The organism is Streptomyces sp. RG80, assembly GCF_040446465.1.
Taxonomy (GTDB): domain Bacteria; phylum Actinomycetota; class Actinomycetes; order Streptomycetales; family Streptomycetaceae; genus Streptomyces.
In genome coordinates this window covers 1-14,664 of the sequence record NZ_JBEAAJ010000009.1, presented here as the reverse complement: position 1 = coordinate 14,664, position 14,664 = coordinate 1, and the positions used below count along the sequence as shown (strand labels likewise).

The window sequence follows — 14,664 nt, the reverse complement described above, 5'->3', positions numbered from 1 at the left end:
GGATGCTTCAGAACGCTGCGTTGAAGATGAGCCCGGACAGAGCTCCGCCGATCAGCGGCCCCACCACCGGGATCCACGCGTAACCCCAGTCCGAAGTGCCCTTGTTGGGGATCGGGAGCAAGGCGTGGGTGATGCGCGGGCCCAGGTCACGGGCCGGGTTGATGGCGTATCCCGTGGGTCCGCCCAGCGACAGACCGATGCCGACCACGAGGAACGCGACGATCAGGATGGCGGTGCCCGACGTGCCGAGCCCCTCGGTCAGACCGAACGCGAGGATCGGCAGCACCAGACCGACGGTCGCGATGATCTCCGTGACGAGGTTCGCCACCGGATTGCGGATCGCGGGCGCCGTCGAGAAGATGCCCAGCGTCGGCTGCGCCTTGTCCTCCTCGGCGTTGGCCTGGAACTGCGCGAAGTAGGTCAGCCAGCACAGCACCGCGCCGAGGACGGCGCCGACCATCTGCCCGGCGATGTAGATGTGCACCTGGTCCCAGTCGCCCGTGTCGATGGCGATCCCGAGCGTCACCGCCGGGTTGAGGTGGCCGCCGGACAGCGGCGCGGCAGTGTACGCCCCGGCGAGCACGCCGAAACCCCACCCGAACGCGATGACCACCCAGCCCGCGTCCTTCGCCTTGGAGTAGTTCAGTACGACGGCGGCGACCACTCCGGCGCCGAACAGGATCAGAATCGCCGTACCGATGATCTCCCCGAGAAATACGTCTCCATTGCTCATGGCGGCTCCTAGGCCCTGGCCCGGGGCGATCGACCCCGGTCCACCGTGCAGGGTGCGTTTCCCATGGCGACTTCAGCCGAAGGCAGGGAGATCCCGCGCCCCGCCCGGCGTCCGTGACGAGCGTGCCGTAGCAGCCGAATCGCCCGTGGGGGAACGGGCCTTGGTGCAAGGGAGCCCGCGCGGCGCCGTGCGTGGATACGCCGAGAATGTACGACGATGTCGACTGACATCGGAAGTGTTCACCGGTGTCCAGGGGGCGTCAAGGACGCGGACGGCAACGGTTGGACGGGCGGGACCCTTCAGGGCGGACGACTCAGCCCCGGCCGGCCTCCGTCGCCCCGCACCCCGCCGTCGCGGCGGCCGCTCCCGCACCGCGCCGGATCTCGTGCCCGGGCAGCCCCGCACGCCCCAGCACCCAACTCGCCCCGCGGATCGACTTCGCGGCCTTCTTCAGGGGCGCCAGACAGGCCGCCGCCTGCCGGTGGTCCGTGACGCTGCCCGGCGCGCACACCACCGTGGCCAGGGACAACGACACCGCGCGTCCACCGGCCGACCAGGGCACGTCCAGCACCGAGGCGGCCAACGGACCCAAGCCGTCCGGATCGGCCAGCACCAGGAAGTCGTCCCCGCCGATGTGCCCCACCCGGGTGGCGTCCGACGCCGCGTGCTGCAGCGCCCGCCCCACCGACCGGATCAGCTCGTCGCCCGCCGCGAAACCGGCCCCGTCGTTGACCTGCTTGAAGTGGTCCACGTCCAGCCAGCTCAGCGCGAACGTCCGCCCGTCCGCGATCCGCCGGTCCACCTCACCGGTGATCGCGTCGGAACCGGGCAGCCGCGTCAGCGGATTGAGTCCGGCCGCCTCCTCGACCCGCGTCTCGGCCAGTGCCCGTACGAGATCGGCGAGGCGCACGACACCCACGCACCGCCCGTACCGGTCGACGACGGCCACGTCGTCCGTGGTGCGGTCCCGGTCGCCGGTCGCCACCACGTCCAGCACCTCCCACGCGGTGGCGTCGATGCCCACGGTGCGCGGCGGATCGCCGAGCTTGGCGGCGGGCCGGTCGGCGTAGAGGGCGTGGCCGTAGCGACCCGACATCGACAGCAGGAAGCGGGAGCGGTGCACCGACCGCACCGGGACCCCGTGCACGTCCACGAGCAGTACGCCGGAGACCTCCGGCGACCCGGTCAACAGGGCTCGGACATGGCCCGCAGAGGCGGTGGTGGGCAGCAGCGCGGCGGGCCGTACGAACTCGCGCACCGACGGCCCCGATCGCAGCGGCGCGGAGGCTCCGGGGGAGCGGGGCGGCACGTACACGTCCGCGGCGGGCAGCCTGGCCGGGGGCGCGAACAGATTCCCCTGGGCCAGCTGCGCACCGGCCGACACCGCGGCCGCGCACTGGAGTTCGGTCTCCACGCCCTCGACCGACAGCAGCGCCCCCAACTGGTCGCACAGCGCCCGCATCGCCTGCACCGCCGCGGGCCGGGCCAGCAACGACGCGTCCAGCTTGACCAGGTCGGGCGTCATGTCGGTGAGCAGCCGCAGCGGTACGTCCCCGTCCCCGACACCGTCCGCACCGATCCGGAAACCCTGGCTCCGCAGCAGGCCCACCGCCTCCAGCAGCGCCCGCTGCGGCACATGCGTGAAGGGCGGCCCGATGTCGATCGTCACCTCCCACGGCAGCCTGCCGACCTCGCGTACCGCACTGTGCAGCGGGGTGAGCCCACCGAGGTCGGCGAGAGTGCCGGCGAACACGTTGACGTGCAGCGGCAGCAGCGTCTCCTTGCGGGCCGCCGCCCGGACCGCCGAGACGGCCAGCCCGGCGTCGAGTTCGGGATCGCGGCGAGCCTCGGCCAGGACGTCGCCGGTTTCCGGGCGGGCGAGTATCTCCAGCGCCGCGACCCCTCCGGTCGTCAGGTTGATCACCGGCTGGAAGGCGAAGCGGAGAGTGTCCGTCCAGGAGTGCACGCCAGCATGATGGCCCCACGGGCGCCCACCGAAGCCCAGTTCATGAGACGTTCACGCATGATTCCAAGGCAGTCACAGAGCGTACGGGAAAGCCCTTGCTCAGCCCCAGGATCCGATGCCCCGCACCCCACCGCACCGCGCTCGCCCCACCGACCCACGCCGGCAGCAGACGAGTCTCACCGCACCGCGACCACCGCCGACCCGTGCCCGAACAGCCCTTGGTTCGCCGAGATCCCCACCCGCGCCCCGGTCACCTGCCGGGCCCCGGCCGAGCCCCTCAACTGCCAGGTGAGCTCGCACACCTGGGCGATGGCCTGGGCGGGCACCGCTTCCCCGAAGGACGCCAGTCCACCACTCGCGTTCACCGGTATGCGCCCACCGAGAGCCGTCGCGCCCTCCCGCAGCAGCTTGGCCCCCTCACCCTCGCCGCACAGCCCGAGATCCTCGTACCACTGCAACTCCAGCGCGGTGGACAGGTCGTAGACCTCGGCGAGGGAGAGATCCTCGGGTCCGACACCCGCCTCCTCGTAGGCGGCCCGGGCGATCGACTCCCGGAACGTCTCCTCGGCGGGGTCCACCGAGACGGCAGAGTCCGTGGCGATGTCCGGCAGATCCAGTACGGCGCTGGGATATCGCGGCGTCACCGTCGACACCGCGCGGATCCGCACCGGCTCCGCCGCCCCGTGCCGCCGCGCGAACTCCAAGCTGGACAGCACCAGGGCCGCCCCGCCGTCCGAGGTCGCGCAGATGTCGAGCAGCCGCAGCGGATCGGCGACCACCGCGGAGGCGGCGACCTCCTCGGCGGTGACCCGCTTGCGGTAGCGCGCGTACTCGTTCAGCGCGCCCATCGCCGCGTTCTTCACCTTGACCTGCGCGAAGTCCTCCGGAGTGTCCCCGTGCACGGCCATCCGCCGGCGCGCGTACAGCCCGAAGTACGTCGGATTGGTGGCGCCGAGAACGCGGAACCGGAGCCAGTCCGGATCGTCGGGCCGGTCTCCGCCCGCGGGCCGGAAGAACCCCTTCGGCGCCGCATCGGCACCCACCACCAGCACCACGTCCGCGAGCCCCGAAAGGATCTGCGCCCGCGCGGTGTTGACGGCCTGCGCGCCGGACGCGCACGCCGCGTACACGCTCGTGACGCGGGCGCCCTGCCAGCCCAGCGCCTTCGCGAAGGTCGCTCCGGCCACATATCCCGGATAACCGCCACGCACCGTGTCCGCCCCGACGATCGAGCCGACGTCCCGCCACTCCAGCCCCGCGTCGGCTAGCGCCGCGCGGGCGGCCGCTACCCCGTACTCGACGAAACCGCGCCCCCACTTGCCCCAGGGGTGCATGCCGACGCCCAGCACCGCCACCTCACCCGTCATGCCGTCACCCCCGTCGTCGGCCGCCACTGCCAGGTCGTCCACACCGTCTCCGCGTCCTCATGGAGCACACCGGGCACGACCTCCACCTCCATGCCCACCGTCAGATCGGCGACCGTGAGCCCTGGCACCCCCTGCCCCAGCACCACGATCCGCTCGGCCTCGAGCTCCACAGCGATCAACGCGTACGGCTCCCACGAAAGTTCCGGATCGGTCACATAGGGTGACGGAGGTCGGTACCGGCTGTCCGTGTACGACCACACCCGGCCGCGCCGCGACAGCGGAACCTCCTCCAGCACGCCCCCGGCGCACCCGGGATTGCGGCAGTGGACGTCCTCACGGGGGAAGAAGACCGAGGCGCAGGCCGAACAGCGGGTGCCGAGGAGACGGAAGTCGCCCTCGCCGCCGGCGAACCAACCCGCCACCACGGGCGTACGCGCACGTGACACAGTTCCTCCCGGGCATAGGATCTGACGGAACGTCAGAAGTGTGTCACGGGAGACCGGAGATGGGCAGAGGCAGAGGCATGACACGACTCCACAGCGCGGTACGCGGCCTGGTCACCACCATCGCCGCCCTGCTGACCGTGACCACCGCCGCCGGCACCACCCGGGCGACACCGGAACCCAAGGCGCCGGACGACTTCGTGGCCCTGAGAACCGTGGACCCCACGATCATCCAGGAGATGCGGTACTTCACCCCGCACAACTTCGTGGGCGAACGCATCGACGGCTACCGGCAACCCCTCTGCATCCTCACGAAACCCGCCGCCGAAGCCCTCCACCAGGCCCAGATGAAGCTGCTGCCCCAGGGCTACACACTCAAGGTCTACGACTGCTACCGCCCCCAGCGCGCCGTGGACCACTTCGTCCGCTGGGCCAAGGACCTGGACGACCAGGCCATGAAGCGCGAGTTCTACCCCAACGTAGACAAGACCCGCCTGTTCGCGGACGGTTACATCGCCGAGAAGTCCGGCCACAGTCGCGGCTCGACCATGGATCTCACCCTCGTGAGACTCCCCGCGAAGCCGACGCGGCCCTACCACCCCGGCGAAACCCTCGTCCCCTGTTACGCACCCCGGAACGAGCGCTTCCCCGACAACTCCGTGGACATGGGTACCGGCTTCGACTGCTTCGACACCCTCTCCCACACCCTCGACCCCCGCGTCCAGGGCGTACAGCGCGCCAACCGGCTGCTGCTCAAAACCACCCTGGAAGACCTCGGCTTCGTGAACCTGGCCGAGGAATGGTGGCACTACACGTACAAGCCGGAGCCCTACCCGGACACCTTCTTCGACTTCCCGGTGTCCTGGAAGTCCCTTACGAGCAAACACTGAGCGGCCCCCGGAAGACGCCCTTCCTGTGATCGGATACAGTCCGCCGCGTGTCCGAAACTCAATCCTCCACCCCCAACTCCGCGCCCGACTCCCACTGTTCGAGCTGCGGAGCGCCCTACGGAGAGGGCGTCTCCGGCTGGCCCCGCACCTGTTCCGCGTGCGGCACCGTGGCCTACCGCAACCCGCTGCCCGTCGCGGTGGCACTCCAGCCGGTGTACGACACGAAGGGCACCGCCCTGGTCGTCGTCACCCGAACCATCGCTCCCGCGCGCGGGGGCATCGCACTGCCCGGCGGCTTCATCGACGACCGGGAGGACTGGCGCCAGGCCGTCGTCCGTGAACTCAAGGAGGAGACGGGCATCGACGCGGCGAGCCGCGACGTCCGCCTCGTCGACGCCATGAGCACGCCCGACGGGCACCTGCTGCTCTTCGGGTCCCTCCCGGAACGCCCGGCCGACGGCCTGCCGGCCTCCGCCGCGACGGACGAGACGGAGGGCTGGCACCTCCTGCGCAGACCCGAGGAGCTGGCTTTCCCGCTGCACACACGTGCTGTGCGGGCCTGGTTCGAGGGCCGGTACATCTGACCTAGACCTCCCCGACCCCCCGCACACGCACCGGGTGAGGCGGCGCACTCACGCCGTCCTCACCCTCCCGCTCGACCACCACCCGCCGGCCCCGCCATCGGGCCACGTACCGCTCGATCTCCGGCTCGTCCCACCCGTCACCCGCGTCGGGCACGACCAGCCCGCCGCCGGTCCGCCCCCGGGCCGGAGCCCACACCTCGAGCTCCAGCCCGCCGTCCGCGCCGCGCACCGGAAGAACCGCACCCGCGCGCGCGAGCACCGGAATCCGTGACAGGGGCGCCTCCACAAGGATCTGCCCCGGCCCCTGGTACGCCCGTTCCGTCACCGTGTCGTACCAGCGCCCCCGCGGCAGCTGCACCGCCCGCCGATCCGTCCCCGGGTCGAGCACCGGCGCCACCAAGAGCGAGTCGCCCAACAGGAATGCGTCCTCGACGTCCCGCAGCGCCCGGTCCTCCGGCGCTCCCCACCACAGCGGCCGCACATACGGGGCTCCCGTACGCCGCGCCAGATGCGCCAGCGTCATGAAGTACGGCAGCAGCCGCTGACGCTCCAGCAGCGCCACGCGCGCGTGCTCCAACACCTCGGGACCGAACTCCCACGGCTCCCGCCGCCCCGCGCGCAGACTCGCGTGCGTACGGAACAGCGGAAGATACGCCCCCAGTTGGAACCAGCGCAGATACAACTCAGGGGACGGACTGCCGTCGAAGCCACCGACGTCCGGCCCCGAATAGGGCACCCCGCACAACCCGAGCCCCATCACCAGAGACAGGGACGCCCGTAGCCCGGGCCACCCCGTGGCGACGTCACCGGACCACGTTCCGCCATAGCGCTGCATACCGGCCCACCCGGAGCGCGAGAACACGAAGGGCCGCTCCCGGGGGGCCAGTTCCCGCACCCCTTCGTACGCGGCCCGGGCCATGCAGAGGGCGTAGACGTTGTGCGCTTCCCGATGGTCACCGCCCCGCCCCTCCACATCGTGGCGGGCCGAACGAGGCAGGGTCGACTCCCCGAATGCGGCGAACGACGTGGGCTCGTTCATGTCGTGCCAGAAGCCCGCGAACCCCTGCGCGAGCCGCTCCTCGTAGCGACGGCCCCACCACTCACGCACGCGCGCGTGCGTGAAATCCGGAAAGACAGACTCCCCGGGCCAGGCGACTCCCCGCACCAGCCGCCCCGAAGCATCCCGTACGAACGCGTCCTCGGCGGTGCCACCGTCGAACACGGCGTTGCCCGGCTCCGCCTTGACCGCCGGGTCGACGATCGACACCAGCCGGATCCCGTCCCGCCGCAGTTCCTCGGCGAGCTGGGGCAGCTTGGGGAACCGCTCCTGGTCGACGGTGAACACCTGGTGCTCGTCGTAGTGGTCGATGTCCAGGTGGACGGCGTCCAGCGGCAGACCGCGCTCCTGATAGCCGGCGACGATCCGCCGCACCTCCTGCTCGCTCCCGAACCCCCACCGCGCGTGGTGATGCCCCAACGCCCACGCGGGCGGCAGCGCGGGAGCACCGGTGAGCGAGGCCCAGGCGAGCAGCACGCGCGCGGGGGTGCCCACCATCACCCAGCAGCGCAACGGGCCGCCGGTCATCCGCAGTTCGCACGTCCCGGTCCGGTCGTGCCCGGACCCGGCGCCCTCCTCGCCCTCCCGCAAGGTCACCGTGCCGTCCCACGAGGTGTCGTGGAAGGCCAGATGCGTGGCCGCGTCGGACACCACGAGCTGCACCGGCATGGTGATGTACAGCGGATCGTCGGAGGGGCCGAAGGGCCGACCGGGATCGGTGTTCCACAGCCGGTACGTCCCGTTCCGCAGCCGGGGCCCCGAAGCCCGCCCGCCGAGCCCGAAGAAGCGCGCGTCCGCAGGCACCTCCGAGCGCTGCATCCAGCGCGCCACCCCGCCGTCGACCGGCTCCCACCAGCGCGGCGGCAGATCCCGGCGTACGGTCACCCCGCCCGGAGTACGCACCTCGATCGCACCGTGCCGGGAGACGACGACCGTCGCCCGCTCGGCCACCACCCGCCAGCCACCGTCCTTGTCCGGCTCCAGCACCGCCCGCGGATCCGGCTCGGGGCAACGCCCCGCCAACGCGTACGACGGCTCCGGACCGGCGCCGTCCCAGCCCCAGAAGACAGCCCCGTTCACCGCGACCGTGATCCGCAGTTCGGAACGGCTGAACCGGATGACCCCGCCCCCGGGAGCGGGCTCCACTTCCCCCACCGTCCCGGGAACCCGGGCGCGCTCGGGCCCCCGCGGCGGCAGCCCGGCGGCATCGGCACGCCGCATACGCCATGAGGCCCGTACGGTACGCAACCCCTGGGCCGCCCCCGTCGAACCGACCGTCCTTATCGAACGCACCAGGTCACGACCGTTCATGCTGCTCACCCTGCCACTGACCGCCGCACGCGCGCGTGTCGTTCAACTGCCGTTCACCCATGCCGGGACCACATCTTCACGACACGGACCACGTTGTCGAGAGCGTCATGTACGGTGCGGATGATCTAGGTCAAGCAGCTTAGTCGCCGGGGGGATCACAGGGCGCGACGGCTACCGGCTCTCACCAGGTCGTTCAAGGCGGGCAACGTGATGGACTGAGTGCACGGCGCTGGTGTCTTCGTCCCACATCCTCACGGCAGGGACTATGTGGAGTGCGCCCTGGTGTGGAAGTCGATCACGTGGCATCGTCCGTGTCACCCGCGTCGCGCGCACACCCCAGCCCGTGCGCGGAAGACGCACACGACGCGCACAGTCCGGGAGCCGCCCCATGTCGACCGTGAACCCCCAGCCGCTCTGGCAGCCAGATCAGGAACGCATCGCCCAGGCGCAGGTCACCAGGTTCCAGGCCTGGGCCGCCGAGCACCACGGCGCCCCCGCCGACGGCGGCTACGGCGCCCTGCACCGCTGGTCCGTCGACGAGCTGGACACTTTCTGGCAAGCCGTCACGGAATGGTTCGACGTCCAGTTCGCGACGCCCTACGCGCGCGTGCTGGGCGACCGCTCCATGCCCGGCGCCCAGTGGTTCCCCGGAGCGACCCTCAACTACGCCGAACACGCCCTGCGCGCGGCCGTCACCCGCGCGGACGAACCGGCCCTCCTGCACGTCGACGAGACCCATGAACCGCGCCCCGTCACCTGGTCCGAGCTGAGCCGTCAGGTCGGCTCCCTCGCCAGCGAACTGCGCGCCCTCGGCGTACGCCCCGGGGACCGGGTCAGCGGCTACCTCCCCAACATCCCGCAGGCCGTCGTCGCCCTCCTCGCCACCGCGGCGGTGGGCGGGGTCTGGACGTCATGCGCCCCCGATTTCGGCGCCCGCAGCGTCCTCGACCGCTTCCAGCAGGTCGAACCCGTCGTCCTGTTCACCGTCGACGGCTACCGCTACGGCGGCAAGGAGCACGACCGCCGCGACACCGTCGCCGAACTCCGCCGCGAACTCCCCACCCTGCGCGCCGTCGTCCACATCCCCGTCCTCGGCACCGAGGCCCCGGAAGGCGCCCTGGAGTGGTCGGCATTGACGAGCGCCGACACGGAACCCGTCTTCGAACAGGTGGCCTTCGACCACCCCCTCTGGGTGCTCTACTCCTCCGGCACGACCGGCCTCCCCAAGGCCATCGTCCAGTCCCAGGGCGGCATCCTTGTCGAGCACCTCAAGCAACTCGGCCTGCACTGCGACCTCGGCCCCGAGGACCGCTTCTTCTGGTACACCTCGACCGGCTGGATGATGTGGAACTTCCTCGTCTCCGGCCTCCTCACCGGCACCACGATCGTCCTCTACGACGGCAGCCCCGGCTACCCGGACACCGGCGCCCAATGGCGGATCGCCGAACGCACCAAGGCCACCCTCTACGGCACCTCGGCCGCGTACGTCATGGCCTGCCGCAAAGCCGGCGTGCATCCCGGCCGCGACTTCGACCTCTCCTCGGTGAAATGCGTGGCCACCACCGGCTCGCCGCTGCCCCCCGACGGCTTCCGCTGGCTCCACGACGAGGTCCGCGACGACCTGTGGATCGCCTCCGTCAGCGGCGGCACCGACGTCTGCTCCTGCTTCGCGGGAGCCGTCCCCACCCTCCCCGTCCACATCGGCGAACTTCAGGCCCCCGGCCTCGGCACCGACCTGCAGTCCTGGGACCCCAGCGGCGAACCCCTCGTCGACGAGGTCGGCGAACTCGTGGTCACCAACCCCATGCCCTCGATGCCGATCCACTTCTGGAACGACCCCGACGGCAGCCGCTACCACGACAGCTACTTCGACACCTACCCCGGCGTATGGCGCCACGGCGACTGGATCACCGTCACCTCACGCGGCTCCGTCGTCATCCACGGCCGCTCCGACTCGACGCTCAACCGACAGGGCGTACGCATGGGGTCGGCCGACATCTACGAAGCGGTCGAGCGACTCCCCGAGATCAAGGAGTCCCTCGTCATCGGCATCGAACAGCCCGACGGCGGCTACTGGATGCCCCTCTTCGTGCACCTGGCCCCCGGAGCCCGTCTCGACGAGGCACTGATCGGCCGCATCAAGCAGACCATCCGCGAACAGCTCTCCCCACGCCACATCCCCGACGAGATCATCGAAGTACCCGGCATCCCGCACACCCTCACCGGCAAGCGCATCGAGGTCCCCGTCAAACGCCTCCTCCAGGGCACCCCCCTCGACAAGGCGGTCAACCCGGGCTCCATCGACAACCTCGACCTCCTCCACTTCTACGAGGACCTCGCCCGCAAACGCGCCTGACCGACGCCGCCACCGACGCAGATCGGTCCCTCCCGCACCGCGTCGGAGGCGGCAACCACCTCGCCAGGACCCCGTTGTCAGTGCCGCCGGTTACTGTGAGTGAGCATTGATCGACAGCGCACAGGGGGAAACATGGCGCACACCGACCACCAGACCATGCGACGCGTCCTGCGCCGCGAAATCGCCGGAACCATCGGCCTGCTCACCGACGAGCACGACTTCCGAGCCATGCGGCGCTATCGCAGCTTCACCTTCGACGACCACACCCGCTATCTCCAACAGGTGGAGGCACTCCTCAAATCACGCGCCTCCGAGGGCACCCACACCACGGTCGCCCTCTTCGACCCACAGGAATACGCCGACTACTGCGCCGACACCGGCCTCGAACCCGACGTCCCGTCCAGCCGCACCCGCTTCACCGCCGAACTCGCCGGCACGGGCCCGACCATCCCGTACGACGGACGCCCCTTGGCAGACCTGGTCCCCGCCCTGATCGACGAAGCGGTGCGCCAGGCCACCTGGGAGTACGCCTCCACACTCCTGGCACGCCTCGGAGCCTGCGCCTCCTGCGGTGAGGACATCGGCCGAGCGGCCTTCGTCCGGGCCTCGGACCTCCTCGTCCGCATCCTCGACACGGCCCAGCCGGGCAACCGACACCTTGTCTGCAGTGTCACGGCAACCCCGGAGACACTCGTCTCCGTCCTCCACGCCGACATCGGCACCGACGGCACCACACAGCTCGACGAAGCCGAAGCCCTCGAATTCACCACGGTCCTGGCCCTCGGCCTCGCGACCCAGGTCCCCGGCGGCCTCGTCATGCGGACCAGCGCCCCGGGAATCACCGACCGCATCTACGGCTGGCGACTGCGCGGAGAAGGCCTCGAACCCCTGACCGCGGGCGAGGTCTTCGACGCGTACTGCACCGACATCGAATCCGGAGACCTCATCTCACCGGAATCCGACGTCGACTACTGCGTGCCGCCGGACCTCGGACCGGCCGGCCCGGCACAAGGACACCACCACTGAACACAGGAGGGGGGGGGGCCCCCCCCGGGGGGGGGCCCCTCAAGAAACACCGACCACAACGGCCCGGCTACTCGCCGGACAGCACCGCCTGAGCGGCCGTGCGCGCCTCATCGGCACTGTCCGCCGCGCGAGCGGCCGCCGCGGCACGCTCGCACTGCGCCAGCGTGTACTTCGCCAGAGTCGACCGCACATACGGAATCGACGCCGCACCCATGGAAAGGGAGGTGACACCCAGACCCGTCAGCACGCAAGCCAGCAGCGGGTCGGACGCCGCCTCACCACAGACACCGCAGCTCTTGCCCTCGGCCTTGGCCGCCTCGGCGGACAGCGCGACCAGGTCGAGCAGCGCGGGCTGCCAAGGATCCTGAAGACGGGACACCGCCCCCACCTGACGGTCCGCGGCGAAGGTGTACTGAGCGAGGTCGTTCGTCCCCAACGACAGGAACTCGACCTCCTGAAGAATCGAGCGCGCCCGCAGCGCGGCCGACGGGATCTCCACCATCGCGCCGAACTTCGCCCGGAGCCCCGCCTCACGACAGGCGCCGGCGAATGCCTTGGCGTCCGTACGGTCCGCCACCATCGGGGCCATGACCTCGAGGTAGACCGGCAGTCCCTCCGCGGCCTTCGCCAGGGCGGTCAGCTGCGTCCGCAGAACCTCAGGGTGGTCGAGCAGCGTCCGCAGCCCGCGCACACCCAGCGCCGGGTTCGGCTCGTCGGACGGCGTGAGGAAGTCGAGAGGTTTGTCCGCACCCGCGTCCAACACCCGTACGACGACACGGCCTTCGGGGAAAGCCTCGAGAACCTGACGGTAGGCCTCGATCTGCTTCTCCTCCGACGGAGCGTTCTTGCTGTCGTCGAGGAAGAGGAACTCGGTACGGAAGAGGCCGACACCCTCCGCGCCCGCCTCGACGGCGGCCGGGACATCGGCGGGGCCACCGACGTTCGCCAGCAGCGGCACCTTGTGACCGTCCGCCGTGGCGCCCGGCCCGGTCGACGCCGAGAGCGCGGCCTTGCGCTCGGCCGCCGCGGCCTCCAGCTGAGCCTTCTTCTCCGCGGTCGGATTCACGAAGATGTCGCCGGTGCTGCCGTCCACAGCGATCACGGTGCCCTCGGCGAGCTCACCGGCACCCGGCAGCGCCACCACTGCTGGTACGCCGAGCGCCCGCGCCAGAATCGCGCTGTGGCTGGTCGGCCCGCCCTCCTCGGTCACGAAACCGAGCACCAGAGTGGGGTCCAGCAGAGCCGTGTCGGCGGGCGCGAGGTCACGCGCCACCAGGACATAAGGCTCGTCGCTGTCCGGCACACCCGGCATGGGCACCCCGAGCAGACGAGCGACGATACGGTTCCGCACGTCGTCCAGGTCGGCGACGCGTCCGGCAAGGTACTCACCGGCACCCGCCAGCAGCTCCCGGTACGCGGCGAACGCGTCGTACACGGCACGCTCGGCCGTGCTGCCCACGACGATCCGCCGCTCCACGTCCGCCATCAGCTCGGGGTCTTGGGCCATCATGGCCTGCGCCTCGAGCACGGCCTGGGCCTCGCCCCCCGCCAGATTGCCGCGCGCAATCAGGTCGGCCGCCACAGCCTCCACGGCCTTACGGGCGCGCCCCTGTTCGCGCTCCGCCTCCTCCGCCGGAATCTGCTTGGCCGGCGGTTCGAGCACCGCCGTTCCCATGTGCCGAACCTCGCCGATCGCCACACCATGGCTCACGCCGACGCCTCGCAGCGTTGTCTCCATCTCACCCGTCTCCGATAGTGCGGCGGGTCCCGCCGCCGCGGTGGTTGCCACTACTTGCCGTCATACGACGGAGTCGATGTCACTTCCAGACGAAGAGACTGTCGCCGGCCTTCACATCGCCGTCGTCGCGCAGATCGGAGAGAGCCTCGGCTGTGGCTTCGAGCGCCACGATCGGGCAGACCGGGGACTTGCCGGCCGCTTCGACAGCGGCGGGGTTCCAACGCACGACGGCCTGGCCGCGCGCCACGGTGTCTCCCTTGTTCACAAGCAGCTCGAAACCCTCGCCGTTGAGCTGGACGGTGTCGATACCAAGGTGAGTGAGCACGCCGTGGCCCTGCTCGTCCACTACGACGAAGGCGTGCGGGTGGAGCGAGACGATGACTCCGTCCACGGGCGCGACGGCCTCGGAGGCCTCACGCACGGGGTCGATCGCCGTACCCGGGCCGACCATGGCTCCGGAGAAGACCGGATCGGGCACGGATGCCAATCCGATGGCGCGTCCTGCCAACGGGGAGGTCACGGTGGTCATGGGAAGCCTCCAGGGGTGGAGATCGATACGTGCGCCGTCACTGCCTGTCCCGGACAGCGCACTGTGAGCAGCGTATGTCATATGAACTGACGGTTCCGCATGGAAGATACCGCGTAGTGGTCTAGACCACCAGTCCAATCGATTTGCACGCGCTTCGAGGCCGCGTGTACAGTCGTACTCCTGCTTGAGGCCGAGCGGCGCTAACAAGCGTCCTTGCTCAGCAACACCCAAACTTGTCAGATCCTATCTCGGGGTCACCTTCTGCATGTCTGCGGGAGAGTGGTCAGAGGGCCGGAAAAACACTGATAGAGTTTGGAACAACGAAGGGAAGCGCCCGGAGGAAAGCCCGAGAGGGTGAGTACAAAGGAAGCGTCCGTTCCTTGAGAACTCAACAGCGTGCCAAAAATCAACGCCAGATTAGTTGATACCCCGTCTGAGGCCATCACGGTCGAAGATGAGGTTCCTTTGAAGAAACATACAGCGAGGACGCTGTGAACGGTCGGGCTTATTCCGCCTGACTGTTCCGCTCTCGTGTATGTCGACCCGATTACGGGTAAACATTCACGGAGAGTTTGATCCTGGCTCAGGACGAACGCTGGCGGCGTGCTTAACACATGCAAGTCGAACGATGAACCACTTCGGTGGGGATTAGTGGCGAACGGGT

At 70.1% G+C, this 14,664-nt stretch carries 11 protein-coding genes and 1 rRNA gene; 5 read left to right on the top strand and 7 right to left on the bottom strand.

The genetic code is table 11. The features are described 5' to 3' along the window. Positions 1-7 precede the first annotated feature (7 nt). From ABKA17_RS29775 to ABKA17_RS29760, 4 genes are all read right to left on the bottom strand, one after another. On the bottom strand, positions 8-733 hold the full coding sequence (locus tag ABKA17_RS29775; protein ID WP_353695382.1) for an MIP/aquaporin family protein: 726 nt from the start codon (positions 731-733) through the stop codon (positions 8-10). 313 nt (positions 734-1,046) lie between these two features. Then, complete coding sequence (locus ABKA17_RS29770) at positions 1,047-2,699, bottom strand: EAL domain-containing protein (protein ID WP_353695381.1); 1,653 nt, start codon at positions 2,697-2,699, stop codon at positions 1,047-1,049. A gap of 176 nt (positions 2,700-2,875) precedes the next feature. Continuing rightward, entirely contained in the window at positions 2,876-4,066 is a 1,191-nt protein-coding gene (locus ABKA17_RS29765) for a lipid-transfer protein (protein WP_353695836.1), read from the bottom strand. After that, complete coding sequence (locus tag ABKA17_RS29760; protein WP_353695835.1) at positions 4,063-4,491, bottom strand: Zn-ribbon domain-containing OB-fold protein; 429 nt, start codon at positions 4,489-4,491, stop codon at positions 4,063-4,065. The genes ABKA17_RS29765 and ABKA17_RS29760 overlap by 4 nt, the downstream gene beginning before the upstream one ends. Before the next feature lie 98 nt (positions 4,492-4,589). On the opposite strand from ABKA17_RS29760, the gene ABKA17_RS29755 reads away from it, so the two are divergent. Then, the gene (locus tag ABKA17_RS29755) at positions 4,590-5,399 is read left to right on the top strand and encodes a M15 family metallopeptidase (protein WP_353695380.1); all 810 of its coding nucleotides are present in this window, start codon (positions 4,590-4,592) and stop codon (positions 5,397-5,399) included. A 47-nt stretch (positions 5,400-5,446) separates the two neighbouring features. Next, complete coding sequence (locus tag ABKA17_RS29750) at positions 5,447-5,983, top strand: NUDIX domain-containing protein (RefSeq protein WP_353695379.1); 537 nt, start codon at positions 5,447-5,449, stop codon at positions 5,981-5,983. A 1-nt stretch (position 5,984) separates the two neighbouring features. On the opposite strand, the gene ABKA17_RS29745 is transcribed toward ABKA17_RS29750, so the two are convergent. Further along, on the bottom strand, positions 5,985-8,351 hold the full coding sequence (locus tag ABKA17_RS29745) for a glycoside hydrolase family 31 protein (protein WP_353695378.1): 2,367 nt from the start codon (positions 8,349-8,351) through the stop codon (positions 5,985-5,987). Between the two features lie 388 nt (positions 8,352-8,739). Here ABKA17_RS29745 and ABKA17_RS29740 point away from each other — a divergent pair, with 388 nt between their 5' ends. Next, the gene (locus ABKA17_RS29740) at positions 8,740-10,707 is read left to right on the top strand and encodes an acetoacetate--CoA ligase (protein ID WP_353695377.1); all 1,968 of its coding nucleotides are present in this window, start codon (positions 8,740-8,742) and stop codon (positions 10,705-10,707) included. Positions 10,708-10,839: 132 nt separating this feature from the next. Continuing rightward, positions 10,840-11,733 (top strand): DUF8829 domain-containing protein, encoded by an 894-nt coding sequence (locus tag ABKA17_RS29735; protein WP_353695376.1) that lies wholly within the window; start codon positions 10,840-10,842, stop codon positions 11,731-11,733. Positions 11,734-11,800: 67 nt separating this feature from the next. On the opposite strand, the gene ptsP is transcribed toward ABKA17_RS29735, so the two are convergent. Both ptsP and ABKA17_RS29725 read right to left on the bottom strand, forming a co-directional pair. Further along, positions 11,801-13,471, bottom strand: coding sequence for a phosphoenolpyruvate--protein phosphotransferase (gene ptsP / locus ABKA17_RS29730; RefSeq protein WP_353695375.1), 1,671 nt, complete (start codon positions 13,469-13,471; stop codon positions 11,801-11,803). Between the two features lie 79 nt (positions 13,472-13,550). Next, positions 13,551-14,000 carry a PTS sugar transporter subunit IIA gene (locus ABKA17_RS29725; RefSeq protein WP_353695374.1) on the bottom strand — a complete coding sequence of 150 codons (450 nt, stop codon included), beginning with the start codon at positions 13,998-14,000 and terminating at the stop codon, positions 13,551-13,553. Between the two features lie 560 nt (positions 14,001-14,560). Between ABKA17_RS29725 and ABKA17_RS29720 the strand changes: the two genes are divergently transcribed. After that, positions 14,561-14,664, top strand: a 16S ribosomal RNA gene (locus tag ABKA17_RS29720); the annotation flags it as partial.